Genomic DNA, 23,860 nt, shown 5'->3' with positions numbered 1-23,860 from the left:
GCGACGGGCCGGCGCTCACCTGTTCCGTCACCCGAGTGCGGGCTCAGTGGCGAGGACGGGCGTCAAGGGGCTCGGCAGAGAGTCGACGGATCTCAGGTCCGGCGCGGTGTTCGCCGTGCTGTCGGTGGTGATCGACGGCTTGCCGCTGTCCAGGATCTGGCGCTGGGCCGGGGAACAGACACCCGGGGAGCACCACTCGGCGGTGCTGCGGACCTGGCGGCTCCTCGCGGGCATCGCGTTCACGGTGCTGCTCGGCATGGCCGTCGCCGGTCAGCGGTCCACCCCGCAGCGCCGCCGGCGCTGCGCGATGCTCGGCCTCCTCCTCGGCCATCTGGCCCTGGCGGCCTTCCTGGCCCTCGCGGTCGCCCTGCTCCTGGGCGGCGGCATCGGCGGCATCCCCTGGGGGCGTGTCTGACCGCCCAGGCCGGTCGACCATCCGGCCGCCGCCCGCCGCCCGGCCACCGAGGTGTCCGGGAGACGGGCGGCGAAGGCACGGGCCCGGCCGGTCAGGCCACCGGCGGGACGACCGGCAGGTTGCGCTTGTGCTCGGTGCGGCGGTAGTGGCCGAGGACGGTCCGGAAGACCTCCTCGCTGACCGGCATGCCCTCCAGGAAGTCGTCCAGGGCGTCGTAGCTGACACCGAGGGCGTCCTCGTCGGGGCGGCCGGGGGCGAGGTTCTCCAGGTCGGCGGTCGGGACCTTCTTGACCAGCTCGGCCGGCGCGCCCAGCGCCTCGGCGATCGCCCGCACCTGGCGCTTGGTCAGGCCGGACAGCGGCATCACGTCGGCCGCGCCGTCGCCGAACTTGGTGAAGAAGCCGACGGCGGCCTCGGCCCCGTGGTCGGTGCCGACCACCAGCCCGCCCTTGGCGCCGGCCGCCGCGTACTGGACCACCATCCGCTGGCGGGCCTTGACGTTGCCACCGACGAAGTCCTCGTGGCCGTGGTCGGAGTAGGTCAGTCCGGCGGCCCTGAGGGCGGCCAGCGCGCCGTCGGTGGCGGGCTTGACGTCGACGGTCAGCACCTCGTCGGCGCGGATGAAGCCGAGCGCGAGCTGGGCGTCCGCCTCGTCCGCCTGGACCCCGTACGGCAGCCGCATCGCGGTGAAGGTCACCTGGCGCCCCTCGGCCCGCAGCCGCTCGACGGCGAGCTGGCAGAGCCGCCCGGCGGTGGTGGAGTCGACGCCGCCGCTGATGCCCAGCACCAGGCTGCGCGCGCCGGTGGTCCGCACCTGGTCGGCCAGGAACTCCACCCGGCGCTCGGCCTCCGCCGCGGGGTCCGGTACGGGCGCGACCCCGAGGGCACGGGCGATCTCCCGCTGGACGTCGGCAGGCAGGGGCTCGGTCATTCCGACTCCTCGGGACGGTGGGTACGTGACGCGCTCCCGAGGATACGACCCCCGGCGGCACGGCCGTCACGGGCGGGGGGTCTCCCCCGGTTCCGCCCGCCCCTCGGGCCCGTCGGGCTTGCGCAGCGAGACCGGCTGCTCCGGGCCCGGTCCCTGGTGCGCCAGGATCTCCAGCACCACCCGGCCGTCCACCGTCTCCTGGGCGACCAGCAGCGCCGCCAGCTCGTCCAGGTGGTGCCGGTGCTCGGTGAGCAGGTCGAGGGCCCGCCGTTCGGCCCGGCGCAGCAGGCCGGCCACCGCCTCGTCCACGGCGCGCTGGGTCTGCTCGGAGTACGGGCGGCGCAGCAGGTCCTCGGGGCTGTCGCCGAGGTAGTGCGGGGTACCGCTGGAGTAGCCGACCGGGCCGAGTTCCGGGGAGAGGCCGAACTCGCGGACCATCCGGGTGGCGACCGAGGTGGCGTTGGCGAGGTCGTTGGCGGCGCCCGTGGAGCCCTCGCCGAAGACCACCAGCTCCGCCGCCCGGCCGCCGAGCTGGACGGTGAGCAGGTCGGTCAGGTAGCCCTCGCTGTACAGGTGCCGTTCGGCCTCGGGCAACTGCTCGGTGGCGCCGAGGGCGACGCCGGCCGGGAGGATCGTCACCTTGGCGACCGGGTCGGCGCGCTCGCACAGCGCGGCCATCAGCGCGTGCCCGGACTCGTGCACCGCCACGGCGTGCCGTTCCTCGGGCAGCAGCGCGTTGGAGGACTCCCGGCGGCCGAGCAGCACCCGGTCGCGGGCGGCGTCGAGGTCGTCGGCGGTGAGGACGGACCGGTCGGCGCGCACGGCGTTGATGGCGGCCTCGTTGACCAGGTTGGCGAGGTCGGCGCCGGAGAAGCCGGGGGTGCCGCGGGCGAGCCGCCCGAGGTCGACGTCCGGGTCCAGGTTCTTGCCCCGGGCGTGCACGGCGAGGATGGCCGCCCGTTCGGCCTGGTTGGGCAGCGGTACGGTGACCTGCCGGTCGAAGCGGCCGGGGCGCAGCAGGGCCGGGTCGAGGGCGTCCGGGCGGTTGGTGGCGGCGATGACGACGATGCCGGTGCTCTGGTCGAAGCCGTCCATCTCGGCGAGCAGCTGGTTCAGGGTCTGCTCGCGCTCGTCGTTGCCGCCGAGCCGGGTGCCGCCCGCGCGGCGGCCGCCGACGGCGTCGATCTCGTCGATGAAGATGATCGACGGCGCGCGTTTGCGGGCGTCCTCGAAGAGGTCCCGGACCCGGGAGGCGCCGACGCCGACGAACATCTCCACGAAGCCGGAGCCGGTGACCGAGAGGAAGGGCACCGAGGCCTCCCCCGCGACGGCCCGGGCGAGCAGGGTCTTGCCGGTGCCTGGCGGCCCGACCATGATCACCCCGCGTGGCCCCTTGGCCCCGGCGGCGGCGTACCGCTCGGGGCTGCGCAGGAAGTCGACCACCTCGCTGACCTCCTGCTTCACCCCCTCGTAGCCGGCCACGTCGGCGAACCCGGTGTTCGGCCGCTCGGCCTCGATGATCTTGGCCCGGGACCGTCCGATGGCGCTCAGGCCACCGCCCAGCGAGCGGGCGGCCATCCGGCCGGACCAGAGGAACAGCGCGCCGAAGATCAGCAGCGGCAGGAACAGCAGCAGGGTGGACCAGGCCGAGCCGCCGCCGCTGGTCCGGCTGCCGGTGACGGTCACCTGGTGGTCGGAGAGCGCGCTGCTGAGCTGGGAGGTGTCCAGGGCGGTGGGGATCTGGCTGGTGAAGTGGGTGCCGTCCTTGAGCGTGCCGCTCACCCCGCCGGTGTCGCTGACGTCCACGGTCTGCACCTGGCCGGCGTTGACCCGGTTCACGAAGTCGCTGTAGCCGTAGCGGGTGCCGGGCTTGCCCGGGTTGGAGAAGAGCACCAGCAGGAGCAGCGTCACCAGCACGGCGACGGGCAGCAGCCAGCGGCGCCACGAGGGCGGCGGGGGCTTGCCGGGGCCCCCTGGGCCGCCCGGGCCGCCGGGCCCCGGGCCCTGGTTACGGCCCTGGCCCGGGCCCTGGCCGCGCGGCTGATCCCAGCCCGGCCTCGGGCCCGGGCCGGTGCCGGGGCCGGCGCCCGAGTCGGTGCCCGGGCCGGTGCCCGGGCCGGAATCGGGCCCCGATGGAGTCGTGGGGTGATGGGCAGCGCGCAGCCGGATTCGTACGATCATCCACGCTCACCGCCTCTCGGCGCCGCATTCTCGGGGCCGCACTCTCGGGGGGCCGGACAGCCTCCGCCCCTCCATGGTCGGACGGTCCGCGCCCGGACGGGAGACCGAACGGGGTGGAAACGGTCCACCCGGGGGAGAACGGCGTGTGCGGCGCCCCGGCCGACAGCCTCGGAGCGCGGGCGTCCGCCGGGCTCCGGCCCTTGGCCGCTCCGCCGGCCACGGTGTCGGCCACGCTCACGGCACAGGTGCCGGCCACGCTCACGGCACATCCGGGCACGGGGAGTTGGCGATCGAGCGGCCTGCCAGGGCTGTTCGTGACCTAGAGTAGCCGCATGGTCAACGAGGAACTGCCCGCCATGCGCACGACGCCCGAGGCCGCCGTGGAACCCCGGGCCGGGGACGGCGACCGGGAGGCGGTGGCCGAGCAGTTGCGGGTCGCCGCCGGCGAAGGCCGCATCGACCTCGCGGAGTTGGAGGAGCGGCTCGACCTGACCTACGCCGCGCGGACGTACCGCCAACTCGACGTCCTGGTGGCGGACCTCGGCGGACGGGTGGGGCCCGGAGCGGAGTCCACGGAGGAGGCCCTCGTGCTCCGGCCCCGGATGAACAACATGGTGCAGGCCGGCCGGTGGTCGGTGCCCCGCCGGATCGTCGCGGAGACCAGGATGTCGCTGCTCACGATCGACTTCACCGAGGCCGTCTGCCCCCACCGGGAGGTCACGGTGGAGGCGTCGACCGGCCTGGGCCACGTGCGGCTGATCGTCCCGCGCGGCTGGGGCGTACGGATCGACCCGTCGAGCACCAACACCGGGAACATCGTCAACAAGGCCGCCGAGTCGGCGGAGCCCGGCGCCCCGACGCTGGTCCTGATCGGCCACCCCCGGTCGGGGCCGATCAGGATCAAGCAGCGCCGCCGGGGCTGACGGGCGGGGGCGGGTCTGGCCTGGCCTGGCCTCTGGCCGCCTCTGGCCGCGTCGGCCTGCGTCGGGCCTGGTGGGGTCGGGTCGGATCAGGAGAAGTCGAGGCCGCCCGTCCGGGTCCGCTTGAGTTCGAAGAACTTCGGGTACCCGGCCAGCAGCCGCACACCCTCGAAGACCCGTACGGCGTCCTCGCCGCGCGGGATGGCGCTCAGCACCGGGCCGAAGAAGGCCACGCCGTCCACGTGGATGGTCGGCGTGCCGACCTCCTCGCCGACCGGGTCCATACCCTCGTGGTGGCTCTTGCGCAGGGCCTCGTCGTGATCGGTGCTGTTCGCCGCCTCGGCCAGCTCCTCCGGCAGGCCCGCCGCCACCAGCGCCTCCCGGATGACGGTGTCGTCGGCGGCCCGGTCCTGGTCGTGCAGCCGGGTGCCGAGCTCGGTGTACAACTCGCGCAGCACCTGCGGGCCGTACTGCTCGGCGGCGGCTATGCAGACGCGTACGGGGCCCCAGCCGGTGGTCATCAGGCGCTGGTAGCGCTCGGGCAGGTCGGTGCGGCCCTCGTTGAGGACGGACAGGCTCATCACCCGGAAGTTCAGGTCGAGTTCGCGCTGCCGCTCGACCTCCAGGATCCACCGCGAGGTGATCCAGGCGAACGGGCAGACGGGGTCGAAGTAGAAGTCGACCCTGACGGTGTCACTGTCGGGCTTGTGGCCCTTGTCGAGGGGCTGGAGGGCGTGGTGGGCGGGGTGCTGGTCGAGCACGCTGTTCGTCACATCGTTCGTCACATCGTTCGTCACACGGGAGAGACTAGTGGCCGAATGGCCCACTTCCCAGGGCCAATCGACAGCCACTGTGTCGGGCCACTTTCAGCCCCGGACTCACGCCCGACCACCCTGCTCAGGAACACGTCGTCCCGTCCGCCGGCACCGTGCCGTCCAGCAGGTAGGCGTCCACGGTCTGCTTCAGGCACGCGTTGCCGGTGTTGTAGCCGCCGTGCCCCTCGCCCTGCAGGGTGACGCCGACGCCGACCCCCGCGCCGAGCTGCTGCGCCATCGTCCGGGCGCCCTCCACCGGGGTGGCCGGGTCCCCGGTGGTGCCGACCACCAGGATCGGGGCGGCGCCCGGCGCGGAGACCTCCGGGTGGGCGGTCTTGCCGGGGACGGGCCAGCCGGTGCAGCCGGTCAGGCCCCAGGCGGTGAAGGTCCCGAACACCGGGGAGGCGGCGCGGAACTGCGGCAGCTGCTGCTGCACGTCCTGGTCCGAGTAGCGCTGCCGGGCGTCCACGCAGCCGATCGCCCGGTTCGCGGCGTCGAGGTTGTTGTAGTGCCCCTGCGGGTCGCGCCCGTTCAGCGCGTCGGCGAGCTGGAGCAGCGTGTCACCGGTGCCCTGCCGCATCGCCTCGGTGAGCCCGCCGACCAGCGCGGGCCAGGTCGCCTGGCTGTACAGGCCACCCGCGATGCCGGTGACCGCCAGGCTCTCGGTGAGCTGCCGCCCCTGCTTGGTGGGCAGCGGCGACTGGTCCAGCTGCTGCAGCAGTGCGGCGACCTTCGCCGTTCCCTCGTCGCCGCCCGCGCCCGTCGGGCAGGCGGCACCGGCCTGGGCCGCGCAGGCCTTCATGAAGTCGCCGAGGGCGAGTTGGAAGCCCTGGGCCTGGCCGAGCGCGGCCTGCTGCGGGTCCTTGGTGGGGTCGACCACCGAGTCCAGCACCATCCGGCCGACCTGCTGCGGGAACAGGTGGGCGTAGACGCCGCCGAGCTGGGTGCCGTAGCTGAAGCCGAAGTAGGACAGCTTCCGGTCACCCAGCACCTGGCGCATCAGGTCCATGTCGCGCGCGGCGCTCACGGTGTCCACGTACGGCAGCACCGCGCCGGAGTTGTGCTCGCAGGCGGCGGCGAACCCGGCGTTGGTGTCGTCCAGGGCCTTCACCTCGTCGGGGGTGTCGGGGGTGCCGTCGGAGGCGGTGGCGGCGTCCATCGCCCGGTCGTCCAGGCAGGTCACCGTGGCGCTGGCACCGACTCCGCGCGGGTCGAAACTCACCAGGTCGTAGCGGGTGTTGAGGGAGGCGTAGTTCGCGGCGAAGGCGGGCAGGCCGACCACGCCGGAGGCGCCGGGGCCGCCGAAGTTGAACAGCAGCGAACCGATCCGCTGCTGCTCGTCCTTGGCGGGGGTGCGGATCAGTGCGAGGTCGATCGTCGCGCCGTCCGGTTTGCCGTAGTCCAGTGGGACCTTCAGGGTGGCGCACTGCCAGTCGGCCGCGGGCGCGGTGCCGGCGCCCTGGGCGGTGGTGGGGGCGGCGCAGGCGTGCCAGTCCAGGTGCTGGGTGGCCAGGACGGTGGCGGCTGCGGAGGCGCCGGTGGCGGTCCCGGTGGCCGTCCCGGTGCCGGTGGCCGGCGAGGTCGGTGCGGGTTCGGCGGCGGAGGGTTCGTCGGCCTGGCAGCCGGTGGCGGCGGTGAGCAGCAGGACGGTGAGGCCGAGCGCTCCGGCGCTGCGGACGACGGTGTGCATGGGTGGGTCCACCTCTCGGTCGGCCGGGCGCCCCGGCGCGCGGTCACGGGCCTGCGGGCCTGCGGGCCTTGGGGCCTGCGGGCCTTTGGGCCTGCCGGACGCCCGTGCGCTCGGCAGGACGGCGTACGCCCGGCGCTCGGTTCGTCGACGCACCGCAGACCCTAGGGTCTGGAGCCCGCCGGTGCCGTGCGGAGGCCCACGGACGGGGGCGTGCGCCGGACCGGCTGCCACCGGCCGAACGGGTGAGGAACGGGTCTGCGCGGCCCGGTTGCGGGGCGCCTGCCTCCCACTGCCCGGTCTCCACCCTGCCGATCGGCAGGGTGGAGACCGGGGTTGCGTCTTGGGGACCTCCCGATCGGCACATGTGCGACGGACCGGCAGCACGCAAGGATGACGGGCATCGGGGCCCCGCCGGTGGGGCCCGGGAAGGAGCCCTGCCGTGACCGCCCTGTTCCTCTCGCTCTCCCTGTCCGCCGCCTTCTGCGTCCGTCTCCGCTTCGCCCTCGGCGCAGGCCTCGGGTCCGCTGGCTTCGGGTCCGCTGGCTTCGGGTCCGCTGGCCTCGGCTCCGCAGGCCTCGGCCCCGCAGGCCTCGGGGGTCGCCGACGCGCCTCCTCAGCGCAGCGCCATGCCCGGGGTTCCCCGCACCGCGTACGCGGGCAGGCGCAGCCCGCCGAGGGCCGCGCGGGGCAGGCTCAGCCCGAAGCGCCGTTCGACGGCGCCGAGGGCACGGCGCCGGGCGGCGCCGCCGGCCTCCCGCCCGGGGTCACAGGAGGTCACGCCGTCGGCCTCCAGGACTCCGGCGGCGACGAGGTCCGGCACCAGCAGGTCCGGCTCCTGGCCCCAGCGCCAGCGCTCCTCGCCGAGGCCGAAGCCGCACAGCACGGCGCCGTCCCGGGCGTAGTCGAGCAGGGCCGGCCGCTGCTCCGGCATCGGGCGGAAGTGCACCACCTCGGCTCCGTCACGCGCTATCTCGGTGATCAGCTCACCGCCGGTGGAGTCGCCGTACTCGATCGCGAACGACCAGCCGGCGCAGCTGCCGACGCGGATCACGCCGTCGCCGTCGTCACCGGGGCGGTAGACCTCGATGTCGAGGTCCCGGATCTCGGCATCGCTGATCGGCTCGGTCGCGGTGGCCGGGTCGGCGCCCATCCGGCGGGCGAGTTCCTCGGGCGTGATCCCCCGGGCGAAGACGACGCCGCCGAGCTCACCGTCCGTGTCGGCGCCGCCCGTTGGGCATCGCCCGGCGCCGGTCCCGCCGATCTCCGCGAGCCACTGGATGCCGTCGCCGTCCTGCCCCGCTCCCCCGTGCGTGCCGTCGGTCATGCCGCCCTCCCCTCGCGCGCGGCCTGCGGTGACCGGGCGCGCCGGTGGGCACCCTAACCGACGCGGCCGACAGCCGGTCTCCGGTCGCCGGATCACTGCCGGAACCAGCCGTACGCGGGCCGACAACCACCCCCGATCGATCGGAAGGAGACTACCCCGAAGCCGAACTCGCCCGGCCCGAGCAGCCGTTCACCCGGACACGACCGTCGCTTCCTGTCCCACCGCTTCGAACAGCATCTTCGCGGCGACCATCGCCCCGTCGGTGCGGATGCCGCCGGCCACGGCCCCCGCCCGTGTCCTGGTCTCCGGCGCCAGGGCCGTGGTGAGCGCGGCGGAGAGCGAGTCGACGGTCGGCGTGCGGTCGAGATGGGCCGCGCCGATGCCCAACTCGGCCACCCGGGCGGCCCAGTAGGGCTGGTCCGCGATCCGGGGGACGACCACCTGGGGCGCCCCGGCCACGGCCGCGGTCGTCGTGGTGCCCGCACCGCCGTGGTGGACGACGGCGGCCACCCGGCGGAACAGGGCCTGCTGGTTCACCTCGCCGACGACGTGGCAGTCCTCCCGGTCGTCGGTCGGGGTGAGCCCGGCCCAGCCACGGGCGAGGAGCAGCCGGCGGCCCTGCGCGCGGGCCGCTTCGACGGCCACCCGCGCGATGCCCTCCGGAGCGTACGCGGCCATGCTGCCGAAGCCGACGTACACGGGCGGCTCACCCGCGTCCAGGAACGCCTCCAGGTCGGCCGGGAGCGGGCGGTCGTCGGGCAGGATCCACGCCCCGGTCGGCACCACGTCGAGCTCCGTCATGCCCTCGGACGGGCACAGCGTCGGGTCCGCCGCCAGCCACGGCCGCTCGGTGAAGACGTGGTCGCGGACGTTCTCCACCGGCGGCAGTCCGATCGCCGCCCGGTGGCTGTTGAGCGCCTCCCCGTACAGCGCGTTCACCCGCTGGGCGTCCTGCTCCCACAGCTTCCGGTAGTCGGTCTCGTCCTCCGGGGACGGCGTTCCCGGCCGCCGCCCGGGCCGGAAGTGCCGCGAGGGCAGCCCGAAGATGTGGAAGCAGGCCAGCACATAGTGGAGGCCGAGCTTCTCGGCGACGTCCCGCGCCCCGGCCGGCATCAGCCCGGTCGCCAGCAGCACGTCACAGCCCTCGGCAGCGGCGGTCAGCGTCTCGAACCGCGCGGCGACCAGCTCACGGGCCAGCCGGAACGCGTCCTCCGCCGTCGGCGGCTTCGGACCAGCAACCACCGACCGCACCGTCGGCCCGAGCGGCACCAACGGCACCCCGGCCCGCGCCAGCACCGCCACGAACTCCTCGTCCGGCGGCGCACACACCCGCACCTCCGCACCGAGCCCCCGCAACGCCACCGCCAGCCCGGCCAGCGGCTCGACATCCCCGCGCGATCCCCACGTCGTCATCAACACACGCATTTCACGACTCCCGTTCCCGCAGGTCATGGCCTTACGAGCGGGATTCTGCGACAGCTCGGGGGCCTTGCCGCAAGCCCCGGGTCACGCTATAGCTTGATAGTGGCAAGGGGATTGACTCTCCTTGCCCCTTTCTTTGGCCGCCCGGTCCCACCCACTCCCCCGAACCGGCCATCCCGTAGCAATCCCGCCCCTGGCCTCCGGGGCACCGTGCAGGCCCCACAGGACGCGAGCGGCCACCACGCATCAGCCAGGGGCCCGCCCCACCACCCAGTCGCACCATCCCACCAACCACCCACCAACACGGCACGCAGACCCGCCACCACCACGACGCCCACCGGCGAACGCGCCACCCAAGCCCGGCCAGGCACAACGCCGGCCAGGCGCTCACCGCGCTGGAGGCGCTGTCGGCGGTGACCCTGCGGCCTGCGAGGTGTAGCGGTCGGGTTGGATCACCGTCGGCCGCCGCGCGGACCTCCCCGTCTCCCGCTCGGCTGCTTCCCCGGGGCGCGTTCGACGTCCCGTTCCCGCACGTCTGCAGGACGTTGCACAGCGGGGGCGTCCGCTTCGGCGCCACGGTGGACTTCGCGTCCACGGCCGCCGCCCGGGTGGAGGCCTTCGCGATGCGCGGGATCAGCGGCCCGCTCCGGGGCCGTACGCGCAAGCCCGGCCGGCTGCTCGTCGAGGTCTACGCCCCTGCGGTCCGCGACGGCCTGTGGCGCTCGGGCCTCACGTCCGTCTCCGAGCTCGCGGGCCCTGCCGGATGGCGGCCCTCGGCTTCGCCGTGGATCGCCCCCGGTCCGGTTCCCGCTCCTCAAGCCGGACGCCGACGGGCGCGCGGCTGCCGCCCGGGCACTGGCCCCCGTGGGCGAGGCGGCGCCGAACGGGCTGAGCCCGGACCAACTGCTGCGGCGGGTCCCGCCGGAGGACGACCGGGCCACCGCGACTGCACGCCGGCGACGGCCTGGCCCGCATCCCGTTGTCGGCCGTCCCGGTCGCCCTCGCCGCGCTCGCCGTCCGGGCGCACGGGTGGAGGCTCGGCGTAGCCTCCGGCTACCTCGCGGTCACCGTGATCGGCACGGGCCGGCAGGCCGGCGGGCGGACAGACGGGCGGACAGACGGGCGGGCACGAGACCCGCCCGGTCGGTCCGCGCAGGCCTGTCAGCCCGTGAACCGACCGTCCCGCGCCACCACCCGGCCCGCACGGACCACCAGTTCGCGCGCCGGCAGGTCGACCACCACCTGCGGCAGGCACTCGCCGGTCACCAGCATGAAGTCGGCGGGCGTGCCCGGCTTCAGGGTGGCGGCCGGCAGGTCCAGCAGTTCGGCGCCGCCGTCGGCCGCCAGGGCGAAGCAGTCGGCCAGTTGCCCGTCGGTGCGGGCGTCGGTGGTCCAGCCGAGCAGGTGGGCGCGGTGCAGGAGGTCGGCGTTGCCGTACGGGCTCCACGAGTCACGCACGCCGTCCGAGCCGAGGCCGACCCGCACCCCGTGCGCCCGCAGCTCGCGGAACGGCAGCACCTGGTGGGCGGAAGGCGCCACGGTGGTGAGGCCGACTCCGGATTCGGCCAGCTCGGCGGCGAGGTCGGCGAGTGGCGCGCCGGTCAGTTCGGGGACGCAGAAGGCGTGGCTGACGACCACCCGTCCGGCCAGTCCGGCCGTCCTGGTCCGCGCGGCGATCTCGCGCAGCGGGCCGAGGCCGCGCTCGCCCCGGTCGTGCAGGTGGATGTCCAGGCGCAGTCCGTGCTGCTCGGCGAGTCCGAACAGCAGCTCCAGTTGGGCGGGCCCCTCGCCGCCGGAGCCCTCGGCCGGGACGTCGTCGAAGCCCGCCGGGTCGATCCCGCCGATGGCGTCGATCAGGCCGCTCGCCGCCGCCTCGGCGAGCAGCGCGCCCGCGCCGGGCATCCGCCGGACGCCGTGCTGGGGGAAGGCCACCAGTTGGACGTCCAGCACTCCGGCCAGCCGTTCGCGCGCCTCGGCGAGGCCGGTCACCCCGGCCAGTCCGTACGCGGGCGCCACGTCCACGTGCGCCCGCACGGCGCGGGTGCCGCGCGTCACGGCGTGGCTGAGCAGTCGGTGGGCGCGGTCGGCGACGGGGGTGCGCTGGTGGCGGTGGAGGTCGACGTCGCCCTGTACGTACTCGGGCAGTGAGCCGGCCGGGCGGCGGCTGTACCAGGGCTCGCCCCAGGCGGTCTTGTCGGGGTGGATGTGCGCGTCCACCAGGGTGGGCAGCGCGATCCGGCCGCCGCCCTCGACCACCTCCGGCACCGCCCCGTCGGGCAGGCGCTCGGTCAGCTGACCGTCGACGGCGATCAGGTCGACGGCCCGGTCGGCGCCGTACGGGCGGACGTTCCGGAAGAGGGTGACGGAGGGCCTGGTCATGGGGTGCTCGCTCTCGCTCCTGGCCCCGGGGTGGTTCGCGTACGTATCCGTGGACGGAATGTGCTCACCAGGCAAAACGTCCCACCTTTCCTTCAACAGTCTGTTTATCATCTCCGGGTTCCCGTCCCCCGTCCGGAGTCGCTCACGCATGACCACACCACCGCCCGCCGACACGCCCCGACCGCATCCGCTGCACGCCCTGCGGGCCGCCGTCTTCGCCATCGGCGCCCTGCTCCTGCTGGTCGGGGTGGGCGTACTGCTCGACCAACCACTGCTGATCCCGTCGCTGGCCGCCAGCGCCGCGCTGGTGCACGGCGCGCCCGGGCTGCCGATCTCGCAGCCGCGCAACCTGATCGGCGGTCAGCTGATGTCGGCCCTGATCGGCTTCGCCACCCTGGCCGTCACGGGCAGCACCACCTGGGGCGCGGCCGTCGCCGCCGGGCTCTCGCTGGGCGCGATGATGCTCGCCCACCTCTCGCACTCCCCGGCTGTGGCCACCGCCGTGATCGTCGTCCTGCAGGCGCCGCACCCCGTGCCCTTCCTCCCGTTGCTCGTGCTGGCCACCGGCCTGCTGGTGCTCATCGGCCTGCTGCCCTGCCGGATCGGCGGGCACCCGGTCCGCTACCCGGTGTCCTGGTGACGGCCGGGCGGGAATGACGGCCGCGCGGGAATGACGGCCGCGCGGCAGTGACCGGCCGCACCGTCACGACCGGCCTCGCGCCGGTGCCTGATCTCCACTCTCCTGCCGAACACCGACGGCCGGGTCATCCGATCGGATGACCCGGCCGTCATCCGTTCCGTCCGACGGGGGCGACCGCCCCGCCGACGCCACCGGGCGCCCGCGACGGCAGGCTGGGATCGTCGCGCGCTGTCCGCCACCCCACCGAGGAGCCCCCCATGACCGCCCGCCCGCTCTCCCCCGCCGACCAGGCCCTGCTGGAGGCCGCCGACCACGGCGACGTCGACGCCGTCCGTACGGCCCTGACCGCGGGCGCGGCCCTCGAGGCCCGCGACGCCCAGGGCCGTACGCCGCTGCTGCGGGCCGCCCTCGCCGACCGGGTCGCCGTCGCCCGGCTGCTGGTCGAGGCCGGAGCGGACGTCAACGCGCGGGATTCCCGACTGAACACCCCCTGGCTGGTCACCGGCATCACCGGCAGCGTCCCGATGATGCGCGCCCTGCTGCCCGGCGGCCCGGACCTCACCCGCCGCAACCGCTACGGCGGGGTGTCGGTGATCCCCGCCGCCGAACGCGGCCACGTCGTCTACGTCCGCGCGGTCCTCGCCGAGACCGCCATCGACGTCGACCACGTCAACGACCTCGGCTGGACGGCCCTGCTCGAAGCCGTCCTCCTCGGCGACGGCGGCCAGGCACACCGGGAGATCGTCGAGGTCCTGCTCACCCACGGCGCCGATCCGCACCTCCCCGACGCCGACGGCGTCACCGCCCGCGCCCACGCCGAGCGCCGCGGCTTCCACACCATCGCCGCGGCACTGCGCACGGCGGAGGCCGGGGCCGAGGCCGCCCGCAACGACGGCACGGGCACTACCGGCTGAAGCCCCCGACGACGTCCTCGCGGATCGGCCGCTGTCAGTCGAACGTTCCGCCCAGCATGGCGACCAGCGGCCGCCCTGGATCGTCGTCGTCGGCGTCCCAGCCGTTGTACGTGGGATCCAGGAGCACCGACAGCGGGACCGACCAGGACAGTCGGTAGCGGAACACGGCCGGCGGCAGGCCCGGCCGGCGGACGGTGAGGCGGCAGCGCACGAGACCGCACTGCTGGTGGCTGATCTCGGTCCGCTCGTCCACCACCGTGGACCAGTCGTCGATGTGCAGGACCCGTTCGCCGTCCACCTCCCTCACCACGGTCAGCAGCCGGCCGAGCCGTTCCACCCAGACGACCTCGGAACCCGCCCAGCTCACCCGCGCCAACTCGTCGTTCCTTCCGTGCGGCCGGCCCGCCCGGCGGACGTGCCGTGTCCGGTTGACGTGCCATGTCCGGTTGACGTGCCGTGTCCGGTTGACGTGCCGTGTTCGGCGGACGGGCCGGACGGGGCCCTGGCCTGCCCCCGCCCCGAGGCCCGGGATCAGCGCTCGGGCAGGGCCCGATCCCCCTGCTCGGCCAGCGACCTGATGCCGTCGAGAGTGGCCGCCATGCCGGTGCGCAGCTCGTTCAGCCGGAAGTCGACGATCTTCTCCTCCAGCTCCGGCCTGGCGTCGATGAACAGGCTGGGGCCGCTGCGGCCCGGACCGATCACCACCGACTGGCGCAGCCGGGTGCCGCCGTCCTCGGGGGTCAGCTCGAAGCGCCACCGGGCCAGCGCCCCGAGGAGGTCGGACACCGGCTCGCCGTAGCGGCCGTCCGCGTCCATCACACCCCAGGCGAAGACCCGCCGGTCGCCCGGCCCGGCCGCTTCCGTCGCCCCGGTCAGCTCGGTGATCTCGGAGACCGTCCGCCAGTCGGGCATGCCCGTACGGCTGTTGTGCCCCTCGAAGCGGGCGCCCACCGCGGGGCCGTCCGCACCGTCCAGCCAGGCGACCCGCTGGAGCTCCGGGCTGAGCCGGGCGGGCAGGCCGATGTCCGTCACCAGGTCCCACACCCGCTCCACCGGCGCCGCGACGAACACCTCGCACTGCGTACCCGGACCTTCGGCGTACCGCATTCCCGTCCCCCTCTGCCTTCCTATGTCACCGCTCTTGCGCATCGATGCGGGTCGACACCCGCCCGCGCCCCCGCCTCGGCGTCCGGACGCCGGCGAGGACAGCGGGCGGGTTGCCGCCCTGGGCCCTGGTTCGATGATCGATCCGGCGGAACACCCAAGTCAATCCGCCGATTTACTGGGACACCCCCAAGCGATACCTTGGGCCTCCGTGACCATTGACGACCTCCGCGTCTTCGCCGCGGTCTGCCGGGCCGGCTCGCTCAGCGCCGTGGCCCGCGAGCTGAACTGCACCCAGTCCGCCGTCAGCCAGCACGTCCGACGGCTGGAACGGGAGGTCGGCCTCGCCCTGATCGAGCGCCACCCGCGCGGGGTCGTCCCCACCACCGCGGGGAGCCTGCTGCACACGGCGGTCGCCGCCGGCCTCGGCAGCATCGACCACGCGCTGCACCGGATCGCCGAACTCGCCCGCGGCGAGGGCGGATCCGTACGGATCACCACGGGCGCCACCAGCATCCGGCACTTCATGTCCGCGGCCGTGGTGGACTTCCGGCGGCGCTTCCCCCAGGTCAGCCTGGAGTTCCAGACCGAGGTGTCCAGCCGCAGCTGCCTGGAGTCGCTCAACGCCGGACGGGTCGACCTCGCCTGGATCACCCTCGGCGCCCCGGCCCGGGGCGTCGACCGGCGGCCGGTGGTCGAGCTGCCCTGGGTGCTCGCGGTCGCGGCGGGCGACCCGCTCGCCGCCCGGTCCCGGATCTCGCCCGCCGACCTCCAGGACGCCCGGCTGATCGGGCTGCCGCAGAACTCCGTCTCCCGCTCCCAGGTCGAGTCCTGGCTGGGGAAGTCGGGCATCCGGCCGGTCTTCGACACCAGTGTCGCCGACTGGGACACCGCGATCCTGCTCGCCGAACTCGGCCTCGGCCACGCCGTCGTCCCCGCCCTCCCCCAGTGGCAGGGCTCCGGCCACCCGGGCCTGCGGCTGCTTCCGCTGCCCGACCTGCCCGCCCTCACGGCCGGTTGGGCCGTCCGCGACTGGGAGAACCTCGGCCCGCTCGCACGTGCCTTCGCCGACACCGTCGCCACCCACTGCGGCCGCGACACCCCGCGGGCCGGCGGCCCGGTCGCGGGCTGACGGCGGCGCGGCCGGCCGCAGCGGGGCCGGCCGGCATCCACACGCCGTCCCGAGCCGCCGCCGGCCGCAGCGGGGCGAGTCCTCCGGCGGGACGTCCGGCAGGCCGCGCAGCCGCCCCCTCCCCGCGCGGCGATCGCCACCTCGCAACGCAACTGCGCCGGCAGCTACGGCCGGTGGGACAGCCGGTGCCGCAGCACCGACCCCGCGGTTCCGCCCACGCCCACGCCCACGCCCACGCCCACGCCCACACTCACGCTCACGCCCACGCCCACGTCGGCCCGGCCGCCGGGCGGGACCGAGCCCTTCCGCCCGCCCGCGCAGTAGTCGCGTGGCCCTCGTCAGCGGCTGTGGAAGGAGTGGCTGCGCCCGATCTGCGCGAAGCCCCGGCGGCCGTACCACTCACGCGGCCAGTCCACCGCGTCCGCGAGCAGGAACAGCCGCGGGGCGCCGGCCTCGGCCGCCAGTGCCAGGCCGGTGGCGAGCAGGGTGTCGCCGTGGCCGGCGCCCCGGTGCCGTGAGGCCGTCACCAGGTCCTCCAACTGGGCCAGCCCGAGCGATGGTTCGAGGTAGAGGTCGCTCCAGGCCGCGACCTCGCCGGCCGGTGTCCGGGCGGCCAGGAAGTGCACCCCCGCGGCACCGCGCAGCCGGGCGGCACGGCGGTCGGTGAGCTGCCGGCCGAGCTCCTCGTCCTCGCTCCACTCCCGCTGCTGGCGCAGCACCGCCTCCCGCATCTCGGCCAACTCCACGGGGATGGCGGCCGGTTCGGGCCTGAGGCAGCCGTCCGTCGACCGGGCCAGGATCACCACGCTCTCCCGCTCGTACCCCGCCGCCGTCAGCACCGGGGCGGCCCGCTCGCCCGAGTCCGGGTCCAGCACCGTGATGCGGTACCGGCGGCGCCGCCCCAGCCATCGGGCGGCCAGCTCGGGCAGCACCGCCGGATCGGTGCCCGGGCCCTCGACGACCAGCTGGTTGTGCTCCTCCGAGCGGGCGAACTCGGCGTCCCGGACAGCGAACACCCCCGGGAACTCGGGAAGTTCGAGGATTTCAGCCGCCTGGCGGCGGGCGAAGGCGGAGCGGAAGGTGGTCACGCGCGCGAGTAGATCCGACATCCCGCCATGATCACCCCCGGGACCGCCCGTGGACAACCGCTTTCCCGGGCCCCGCACCTGCCCCCGCGCCCCCACAGGCCGCACACCGCCCCGGCGGACTAACGATCCAGGAAGCGCCGGATCCCGTCCCGCACGCCGTCCGTCGGCACGGTCGCCGCGAAGGCCGCCGCCTCGACCGCCAGCCCCTCGTCGATCGGCAGGTTGATGCCCCGGGTCACGGCCCGCAGACAGGCGGCCACGGCGGTCGGCGCGTGCCGGATGATCCGCTCGGCCAACTCGCGGGCGGTGTCCAGCAGTTCGTCCGCCGGGACGACGGAGTTGACCAGGCCGAGCTCGGCGGCCCGGGCGGCGGGGATCGGGTCGCCGGTGAGGATCAGCTCCAGACCGCGCTTGCGGCCTACGTGCCGCGGCAGCCGCTGCGAGCCGCCGAAGGGCGGCGGGAAGCCGAGCGAGATCTCGGGCTTGGCGAAGGTCGCGTGCTCGGCCGCGACGGCCAGCGGCGCGGCCTCGGTGATCTCGCAACCACCCCCGTAGGCCAGGCCGTTGACGGCCACGATGACCGGCTTGGGGAACTCCTCGATCCGCCGGGTGAGGGTGTGCCCGCGCCGGACGAACTCGCGCAGCGCCCGCTCCGGCCCGCCCGCGATGCTGGCCGCCAGCGACGGAATGTCGGCGCCCGCGCTGAACGCCCGCCCGCCGGCGCCGGTGAGGATCACGGCGCGGACGCTGTCGTCGGCGTCGATCAGGTCGAGCTCGGCGAGCAGCGCGTCGATCGTCGGGTAGTCGAGGGCGTTGAGCTTCTTCTCCCGGTCGATGGTGAGGGTGACGACGTGCCGGTCCCGCTCGCTGCGGATGGTCATGGGCGCGTGCTCCGTTCCTGGCCTCGCTGCTGGATGTGACGAGGCTAGGAAGAACCGCCCAGGACAATCCACTTATTGTCCTGGATACACTCCGGTACCCGCCCGCGCGCCCGGGGCGGGCCTCCACACCCAGGGCCTCCACATCCAGGGCCTCCACATCCAGAGACTCCACTCCCGGGAATCCCACTTCCGGGAACCCCACTCCCAGGAACGGCAGGTGCCCCGTGCGGCCGCCCACCTACAAGGCCGTCGTCGACGAGTACGCGGCCGCCATCCGCTCCGGCACGCTCCCGGCCGGCACCCGGCTGCCGACCCACCGCGCCCTCGCCCGGGAACGGCGGATCGCCCTCGCCACCGCCACCCGGGTCTACGCCGAACTGGCCGCCGCCGGACTGGTGGTGGGCGAGCAGGGGCGCGGCACCTTCGTCCGGCTGCGGTCCGGCTACGACGGCCTCGAACCCTCACGAGCACTCCCGGTGCCCCGGGTGGCCGACCTCTCCTTCAACCAGCCGCTCGCCCCCGGGCAGGGCGACCAGCTCCGGCAGGCCCTGCGCGCGCTCGCGTCCTCGGGTGACGCCGAGGCCCTGCTGCGCCAGCACCCGCCGGGCGGCCACCGGCACGACCGGGCAGCTGTCGCCACCCACCTGCTGGACCGCGGGATCGACACCCCGCCCGAGAACGTCCTGCTCACCAGCGGCGCCCAGCAGGCCCTGGACTGCGTCCTGCGCACGCTCACCCGCCCCGGGGACGTCCTCGCCGTGGACGCGCTCGGCTACCCGGGCATCAAGCTGCTCGCCACCGCCCACGGGCTGGACCTCGCCCCCGTGCCGGTCACCGCCGCGGGCCCGGACCTCGACGCGCTCGACCGGCTCTGCCGCACCCGGCCGGTGCGGGCGGTGTACACCCAGCCCACCGTCCACAACCCGCTCGGCTGGGTGCTCGACGCGGCGCAGCGCGAGCGCCTCGTCCGGCTCGCCGCCGACCACGGCTTCACCCTCGTCGAGGACGGCACCTACGCCTTCCTGGAGGCCGCACCGCCCCCGCCCCTGCACACCCTCGCCCCCGAGCGCACCTGCTACCTGGCCGGCCTCTCCAAGAGCGTGGCAACCGGTCTGCGGTTCGGCTTCGCCGTCCTGCCCGCCCACCTGGTCCGGTCCGCCACCACCAACCTGCGCACGGCGGCCTGGGGCGCCCCCGGGCTGATCACCGCCCTCGCCACCGGCTGGCTCACCGACGGCACGGTCGCCCGGCTGGAACGGGAACGCCGTACGGACGCCGCCGCCCGCCAGTCCATCGCCCGCACCGCGCTGGCCGGCCTGACCACCACCGCCCACCCCACCTCGTACATCGTCTGGCTCACCCTCGAACCCCACCAGCGCCCCGACCACGCGGCCGCCGCCCTGGCCGCCGAGGGCATCCTGATCTCCACCGCCGACGCCTTCGCCACCACCCCCCACCACCCCAACGCCCTCCGCCTGGCCCTTGCCACACCCCCACTCCCCACCCTCCCCGCCGTCCTCACCCACCTCCGCACCACCCTCGAAGCCATCGCCCCCTGACTCCCCACCAGCCGCAGCATCAGAAGTCGGCCCAGCCGACTTCCCACTCCCCCATCACCGCCCGACCACGGCGAACCCCGGAAACGCCGCCATTGCCGCGAGAACCCGTGACCCGGAACCGAGGCAAACGGCTTCCGGAGGCAGAGCCGATCCGCTTGCTCACCCACGCCGGAAGTCGACCTGGCCGACCTCCGCCTCCCCCGCCGCGCGGGCGAAGCGGGTGCTCCAGTCGGCGAGCAGGCTCCGCAGGGCCGGTGGGGCGAGTACGTGGAACTCGGCGCCGAGGGAGCCCAGGGCCATGGCCGGCCAGTCGAGGGAGTCGGCCGTCATCCGCAGGCGGCAGCGGTCGGGGGTGACGGGTTCCACGGTGGCCCAGCGGCCGACGCGGGCGCGGACGTGGTCGGCCGGCGCCTCGACGAGGGCCTCCACAAGGTGCGGCCGGGGCATGCCCTGGAGGCCCGCGCGGACGAACTCCGCCGCGTCGGCGGCCGGGAGGGTCCGCGGGGCGAAGCGGGCGCCGCTGCCGGACGGGGCGGTGAGGCGGTCGATGCGGAAGCTGCGCCAGTCGGCCCGGCCGAGGTCGTACGCCACCAGGTACCAGCGGCGGTTCAGGCAGACCAGCCGGTGCGGTTCGACGTGCCGCTCCGTGCCGCGCCCGTCGGCGGCCGTGTACGAGAACCGTACCCGTTCGCCGTCCCGGCAGGCGAGCGCCACCACGGTCAGGACGTCCGGGTCGACGCCCGCGCCCGTCCCCGTCCCCCAGTCCACCGGGACGGTCACCGCGCGCAGCGCCTCCACCCGTCGGCGCAGCCGGGCCGGCATCACCTGGACCACCTTCGCCAGCACCCGCACCGAGGCCTCGGCGACGCCCTCCACCGGGCTCTCGGCCGCCGCCTGCAGGCCCACCGCGAGGGCCACCGCCTCCTCGTCGTCGATCACCAGCGGTGGCAGCGCCGCGCCCGCCGCCAGCTGGTAGCCGCCGTCGACGCCGCGCTGCGCCTCGACGGGGTAGCCGAGTTCGCGCAGCCGGTCGATGTCGCGGCGCAGGGTGCGGACGGAGACGCCGAGCCGGTCGGCCAGTTCCTCGCCCGGCCAGTACCGGTGGGTCTGGAGCAGGGAGAGCAGTCGCAGCGTCCGGGTGCTGGTGTTGGCCATGCCCCGATTCTCCCGGGAATTCAGGACAGGAAGTGGCCGCAATGGTCCGTAGCGTTGTTCTTGCCCGAGGGAGCAGGACCCGGGCAGGAACCCGAGCAGGACCCGAACGAAAGGCCGTCCCGATGACCACGCCCATCACCCCCGCCGCCACCCCCCGGAACCTCACCGGCGAGCGCGCCGACCTCCTGGTGTCCCTGGAGAAGCAGCGGCACTTCCTGCGCTTCACCACCCGCGACCTCACCGACGAGCAGGTCGGTCTGCGGACCTGTGCGAGCGAGCTGTGCCTGGGCGGCCTGATCAAGCACGTGACCAGCGTCGAGCGGCTCTGGGCGGAGTTCATCGTGCAGGGGCCGTCCGCGATGCCCGACTTCACCAGCTGGACCGAGGAGGACCTCGCCCGCCGCGCGGACGAGTTCCGCATGCTGCCCGGCGAGACGCTGGCCGGTGTCCTCGCGGCGTACGCCGAGGTCGCCCGCCGCACCGACGAGCTGGTGGCCACCCTCCCCGACCTGGACGCCACCCAGCCGCTGCCGAAGGCCCCCTGGTTCGAGCCGGACGCCGAGTGGTCGGCCCGCCGGGTGCTGCTGCACATCGCCAACGAGACCGCCCAGCACGCCGGCCACGCCGACATCATCCGCGAGTCCCTGGACGGCGCGAAGAGCATGGGCTGAGCCGGTCCCGGACCGCGCCGGGGTCCGTCGGCAGCCGCCGCCGGACCCCGGGACCGCCCAGGCCTGGCCCCGGACCCGCCCCCAAACCCGACCCCGGACCCGCCCCGGACCCGCCCTCAGGCCCGACCGACGAAGGTGAACCCGGCGCCGTCGACCACGCCCCGGACCAGGGCCTCGTCCAGCGGCTGCGCGGAGGCCACGGTGACCCGGCCGCTCGGCGCGTCGGCGCTGACGTCGGTGACACCCGGCAGGACGGCGAGCCCGGCGCTGACCGTCCTCTCGCAGTGGCCGCAGCTCATGCCGTCGACGGCGAAAACAGCGGTGGTGGACATGACGGCGCCTCCGATGGCAGGTCAGACGGAACGAGATCGAGCCGGACGGATCGACCCGCCCCCACCACACCCGAATCCGACGGCGGCGCCCAGGGACACGCCGCCCGGGTGACACCATCGAGCGGTTCCGGGAACCGCCCGGCCCTCCCGTCCGACTGGCGTCCGCACGGCGGCCGACCGACCGTCCGACCGGTCATGACGCACGACACTCCCTGAACCGCCGCCGCTCCCCGCCGCGTCACTCCAGGTACGACCCTTTCGCACATTCGGGCGACGGCCCGGCCCGCAGATCCCGTCCTGGAGCACTTCCGCGATGTCCACCCCGGCCCCGCTCGACGGCCACCCGACCGCCACCGCCCTCCCGCTCACCCGCACCGTCCACGCCGTCCACGCCGTCCACGCCGTCCACGCCGTCCACGCCGCAGGAGCCACCCACACCGCCGGCACCGCCCACCCCACCCGGACCACGGGAGCGGGCCGTTGAGGGCGCCCGCGCTGCTTGCCCGCCGTCGCCCCCGGCACGCCGTCCTCGCCCTCGCCCTGGTCGCGGCGCTGGCTGCCGGACTGCTCTGGTGGCGGCCGTGGAGCGGGGGCGAGGACGGGGACCGGCTGGCGTTCACCACCGCGCCCGGCGGCTCCGCCCGCTTCGGCACCGGCGAGCACCTCTACCGCTACAAGGTGCGGGTGGAGAACGGGATCGCGGAGAGCCCGGCGCAGTTCGCCGCCGAGGTGGACGCCGTGCTCGGCGACGTCGGGCACGGCTGGGCGGCCGGCGGCACGGCCTCGTTCCAGCGGATGCCCGCCGACCCGGTGGACTTCACCGTGTACCTGGCCACCCCGGAGTCCACCGACCGGATCTGCGGCCAGTACGGGCTGGACACCGGCGGCTGGGTGAACTGCGGCGTCACCCACCAGGTGGTCATCAACCTCAAGCGCTGGAACGAGCTGTCCGAGTTCTACCAGGGCCGCCCCGAGCAGTACCACGCGCTCGCCGTCAACCACGAGGTCGGTCACATCCTCGGGTACGGCCACGTCGACTGCCCCGGACCGGGCGCCCCGGCGCCGGTGATGATGCAGCAGATCAAGGGCCTGCACGGCTGCGTCCCCAACGGCCGGCCGTACTCGGACACCGGCGCCCTGCTCACCGGCCCGCCCGTCCAGGCCCCGAGCGGGGCGCCCTGACCTCCCAGCACCCGCCCCCCGTGCCGGGCCGCCCGCCGAAACACGGATAATCCTGGTCGGACCGGACGCACCGCACCGCGCGCCCGGTCCCGGTCGTGTTCCAGTCGGTGCCGGTGGAGGAGAAGCGTTGAACGGTGTGCCCGGCGGGGAGATCCTGGACTGGCCGGTGCTGCTGGAGGCCGCCGAGGCGGCCGCCCGGGCGACCGCGGGCCGGGGCCGGGTCGCCGACTACATCCCGGCCCTCGCCACCGCCGACCCGGAGGCCTTCGGCATGGCCGTGGCCACCGTCGACGGGGAGTTGCACGGCGTCGGGGACTGGGAGCGGCCGTTCTCCGTGCAGAGCGTCTCGAAGCTGTTCTCGCTCGCCCTCGCGGTGGCCTACGGCGGCGACACGCTCTGGCGGGGCGTCGGCCGCGAGCCGTCCGGCAACCCGTTCAACTCCCTGGTGCAGCTGGAGACCGAGCACGGCATCCCGCGCAACCCGTTCATCAACGCGGGCGCCCTGGTGGTCACCGACCGCCTCCAGACCATGACCGGCGACGCCTCGGGCGCGGTACGGGAGTTCCTGCGCCGCGAGTCCGGCAACCCGCTGCTCGACACGGACCCGGTGGTCGCCGTCTCGGAGGCCGAACACGGCCACCGCAACGCCGCGCTGGCCCACTTCATCGCCAGCCACGGCAACCTGGAGAACCCGGTCGAGACCGTCCTGGAGCACTACTACGCCCACTGCGCGATCGCCACCAGCTGCCGCGACCTCGTCCTGGCCGGCTCCTTCCTCGCCCGCTACGGCGTGCGCGCCGACGGCACCCGGCTGATGTCCCGCAGCGAGGCCAAGCGGATCAACGCCGTCCTGCTCACCTGCGGCACCTACGACGCCGCCGGCGAGTTCGCCTTCCGCGTGGGTCTGCCCGGCAAGAGCGGGGTCGGCGGCGGCATCCTCGCCATACTCCCCGGCCGCGCGGCCGTCTGCGCCTGGGGCCCCCGCCTGGACCAGGCCGGCAACTCCGTCGCCGCGGTCGCCGCCCTGGACACCCTGACCACCCTCTCCGGCTGCTCGGTGTTCTGATCCCCGGCGGGGAACCGGGCCCCGGCCGTCCGCACAGCGACCGGGACCCGGTGGTCCGA

General features: G+C 74.9%; 23 protein-coding genes. 10 read left to right on the top strand and 13 right to left on the bottom strand.

Annotated elements, in window-relative coordinates; genetic code table 11:
* Positions 1-106 precede the first annotated feature (106 nt).
* Positions 107-415, top strand: a complete 309-nt coding sequence (locus ACIQ87_RS07780; RefSeq protein WP_402403084.1) for a hypothetical protein — start codon at positions 107-109, stop codon at positions 413-415.
* A gap of 91 nt (positions 416-506) precedes the next feature.
* Here the strand turns inward: ACIQ87_RS07780 and nadE are convergent, their stop codons facing one another.
* Both nadE and ftsH read right to left on the bottom strand, forming a co-directional pair.
* Positions 507-1,346: an ammonia-dependent NAD(+) synthetase gene (nadE, locus tag ACIQ87_RS07775; RefSeq protein WP_402403081.1), complete on the bottom strand. Its 840-nt coding sequence runs from the start codon at positions 1,344-1,346 to the stop codon at positions 507-509.
* A gap of 66 nt (positions 1,347-1,412) precedes the next feature.
* Positions 1,413-3,527 (bottom strand): ATP-dependent zinc metalloprotease FtsH, encoded by a 2,115-nt coding sequence (gene ftsH, locus ACIQ87_RS07770; RefSeq protein WP_402403079.1) that lies wholly within the window; start codon positions 3,525-3,527, stop codon positions 1,413-1,415.
* Between the two features lie 332 nt (positions 3,528-3,859).
* On the opposite strand from ftsH, the gene ACIQ87_RS07765 reads away from it, so the two are divergent.
* The gene (locus ACIQ87_RS07765; protein WP_402403076.1) at positions 3,860-4,450 is read left to right on the top strand and encodes a DUF1707 domain-containing protein; all 591 of its coding nucleotides are present in this window, start codon (positions 3,860-3,862) and stop codon (positions 4,448-4,450) included.
* Positions 4,451-4,536: 86 nt separating this feature from the next.
* On the opposite strand, the gene ACIQ87_RS07760 is transcribed toward ACIQ87_RS07765, so the two are convergent.
* The 5 genes from ACIQ87_RS07760 to ACIQ87_RS07740 all read right to left on the bottom strand — a co-directional run bounded on the left by ACIQ87_RS07760 (position 4,537) and on the right by ACIQ87_RS07740 (position 12,077).
* On the bottom strand, positions 4,537-5,244 hold the full coding sequence (locus ACIQ87_RS07760; protein WP_402403073.1) for a disulfide bond formation protein DsbA: 708 nt from the start codon (positions 5,242-5,244) through the stop codon (positions 4,537-4,539).
* Between the two features lie 100 nt (positions 5,245-5,344).
* Positions 5,345-6,952, bottom strand: coding sequence for an alpha/beta hydrolase (locus ACIQ87_RS07755; protein ID WP_402403071.1), 1,608 nt, complete (start codon positions 6,950-6,952; stop codon positions 5,345-5,347).
* 613 nt (positions 6,953-7,565) lie between these two features.
* The gene (locus ACIQ87_RS07750; RefSeq protein WP_402403068.1) at positions 7,566-8,276 is read right to left on the bottom strand and encodes a DUF6461 domain-containing protein; all 711 of its coding nucleotides are present in this window, start codon (positions 8,274-8,276) and stop codon (positions 7,566-7,568) included.
* Positions 8,277-8,465: 189 nt separating this feature from the next.
* Complete coding sequence (locus tag ACIQ87_RS07745) at positions 8,466-9,701, bottom strand: glycosyltransferase (protein WP_402403066.1); 1,236 nt, start codon at positions 9,699-9,701, stop codon at positions 8,466-8,468.
* Between the two features lie 1,158 nt (positions 9,702-10,859).
* Entirely contained in the window at positions 10,860-12,077 is a 1,218-nt protein-coding gene (locus ACIQ87_RS07740) for an amidohydrolase (RefSeq protein ID WP_402403063.1), read from the bottom strand.
* 148 nt (positions 12,078-12,225) lie between these two features.
* On the opposite strand from ACIQ87_RS07740, the gene ACIQ87_RS07735 reads away from it, so the two are divergent.
* Positions 12,226-12,717, top strand: a complete 492-nt coding sequence (locus ACIQ87_RS07735) for an HPP family protein (RefSeq protein WP_402403060.1) — start codon at positions 12,226-12,228, stop codon at positions 12,715-12,717.
* A gap of 257 nt (positions 12,718-12,974) precedes the next feature.
* Positions 12,975-13,631: an ankyrin repeat domain-containing protein gene (locus tag ACIQ87_RS07730; RefSeq protein ID WP_402403058.1), complete on the top strand. Its 657-nt coding sequence runs from the start codon at positions 12,975-12,977 to the stop codon at positions 13,629-13,631.
* Positions 13,632-13,665: 34 nt separating this feature from the next.
* Here ACIQ87_RS07730 and ACIQ87_RS07725 read toward each other — a convergent pair whose 3' ends face one another.
* Positions 13,666-14,007, bottom strand: a complete 342-nt coding sequence (locus tag ACIQ87_RS07725) for a hypothetical protein (RefSeq protein ID WP_402403057.1) — start codon at positions 14,005-14,007, stop codon at positions 13,666-13,668.
* Positions 14,008-14,162: 155 nt separating this feature from the next.
* Positions 14,163-14,738: an SRPBCC family protein gene (locus ACIQ87_RS07720; RefSeq protein WP_402403055.1), complete on the bottom strand. Its 576-nt coding sequence runs from the start codon at positions 14,736-14,738 to the stop codon at positions 14,163-14,165.
* 208 nt (positions 14,739-14,946) lie between these two features.
* On the opposite strand from ACIQ87_RS07720, the gene ACIQ87_RS07715 reads away from it, so the two are divergent.
* Entirely contained in the window at positions 14,947-15,867 is a 921-nt protein-coding gene (locus ACIQ87_RS07715; protein WP_402403053.1) for a LysR family transcriptional regulator, read from the top strand.
* A gap of 338 nt (positions 15,868-16,205) precedes the next feature.
* On the opposite strand, the gene ACIQ87_RS07710 is transcribed toward ACIQ87_RS07715, so the two are convergent.
* Positions 16,206-16,955, bottom strand: coding sequence for a GNAT family N-acetyltransferase (locus ACIQ87_RS07710; RefSeq protein WP_402403050.1), 750 nt, complete (start codon positions 16,953-16,955; stop codon positions 16,206-16,208).
* Positions 16,956-17,074: 119 nt separating this feature from the next.
* On the bottom strand, positions 17,075-17,836 hold the full coding sequence (locus ACIQ87_RS07705; protein ID WP_402403048.1) for a crotonase/enoyl-CoA hydratase family protein: 762 nt from the start codon (positions 17,834-17,836) through the stop codon (positions 17,075-17,077).
* 224 nt (positions 17,837-18,060) lie between these two features.
* Between ACIQ87_RS07705 and ACIQ87_RS07700 the strand changes: the two genes are divergently transcribed.
* Complete coding sequence (locus tag ACIQ87_RS07700; protein ID WP_402403046.1) at positions 18,061-19,395, top strand: PLP-dependent aminotransferase family protein; 1,335 nt, start codon at positions 18,061-18,063, stop codon at positions 19,393-19,395.
* A gap of 159 nt (positions 19,396-19,554) precedes the next feature.
* Here ACIQ87_RS07700 and ACIQ87_RS07695 read toward each other — a convergent pair whose 3' ends face one another.
* A complete protein-coding gene (locus ACIQ87_RS07695; protein ID WP_402403043.1) occupies positions 19,555-20,550 on the bottom strand; it encodes a helix-turn-helix transcriptional regulator in 996 nt (331 codons plus the stop codon).
* Positions 20,551-20,672: 122 nt separating this feature from the next.
* Here ACIQ87_RS07695 and ACIQ87_RS07690 point away from each other — a divergent pair, with 122 nt between their 5' ends.
* Positions 20,673-21,221, top strand: coding sequence for a DinB family protein (locus ACIQ87_RS07690; RefSeq protein WP_402403040.1), 549 nt, complete (start codon positions 20,673-20,675; stop codon positions 21,219-21,221).
* Positions 21,222-21,337: 116 nt separating this feature from the next.
* On the opposite strand, the gene ACIQ87_RS07685 is transcribed toward ACIQ87_RS07690, so the two are convergent.
* Positions 21,338-21,553 (bottom strand): heavy-metal-associated domain-containing protein, encoded by a 216-nt coding sequence (locus tag ACIQ87_RS07685; protein ID WP_402403037.1) that lies wholly within the window; start codon positions 21,551-21,553, stop codon positions 21,338-21,340.
* 313 nt (positions 21,554-21,866) lie between these two features.
* On the opposite strand from ACIQ87_RS07685, the gene ACIQ87_RS07680 reads away from it, so the two are divergent.
* The 3 genes from ACIQ87_RS07680 to ACIQ87_RS07670 all read left to right on the top strand — a co-directional run bounded on the left by ACIQ87_RS07680 (position 21,867) and on the right by ACIQ87_RS07670 (position 23,801).
* On the top strand, positions 21,867-22,037 hold the full coding sequence (locus ACIQ87_RS07680; RefSeq protein WP_402403035.1) for a hypothetical protein: 171 nt from the start codon (positions 21,867-21,869) through the stop codon (positions 22,035-22,037).
* The gene (locus tag ACIQ87_RS07675) at positions 22,034-22,735 is read left to right on the top strand and encodes a DUF3152 domain-containing protein (RefSeq protein WP_402403032.1); all 702 of its coding nucleotides are present in this window, start codon (positions 22,034-22,036) and stop codon (positions 22,733-22,735) included. The genes ACIQ87_RS07680 and ACIQ87_RS07675 overlap by 4 nt, the downstream gene beginning before the upstream one ends.
* Before the next feature lie 154 nt (positions 22,736-22,889).
* On the top strand, positions 22,890-23,801 hold the full coding sequence (locus ACIQ87_RS07670) for a glutaminase (protein WP_402403367.1): 912 nt from the start codon (positions 22,890-22,892) through the stop codon (positions 23,799-23,801).
* Positions 23,802-23,860: the final 59 nt, after the last annotated feature.

The sequence above is a fragment of the Kitasatospora sp. NPDC096204 genome (genome assembly GCF_044763205.1).
In the GTDB taxonomy this organism is placed as follows: domain Bacteria; phylum Actinomycetota; class Actinomycetes; order Streptomycetales; family Streptomycetaceae; genus Kitasatospora.
Note: the sequence above shows the minus strand (reverse complement) of the source record. Positions and strands in the feature narration are given on the sequence as shown.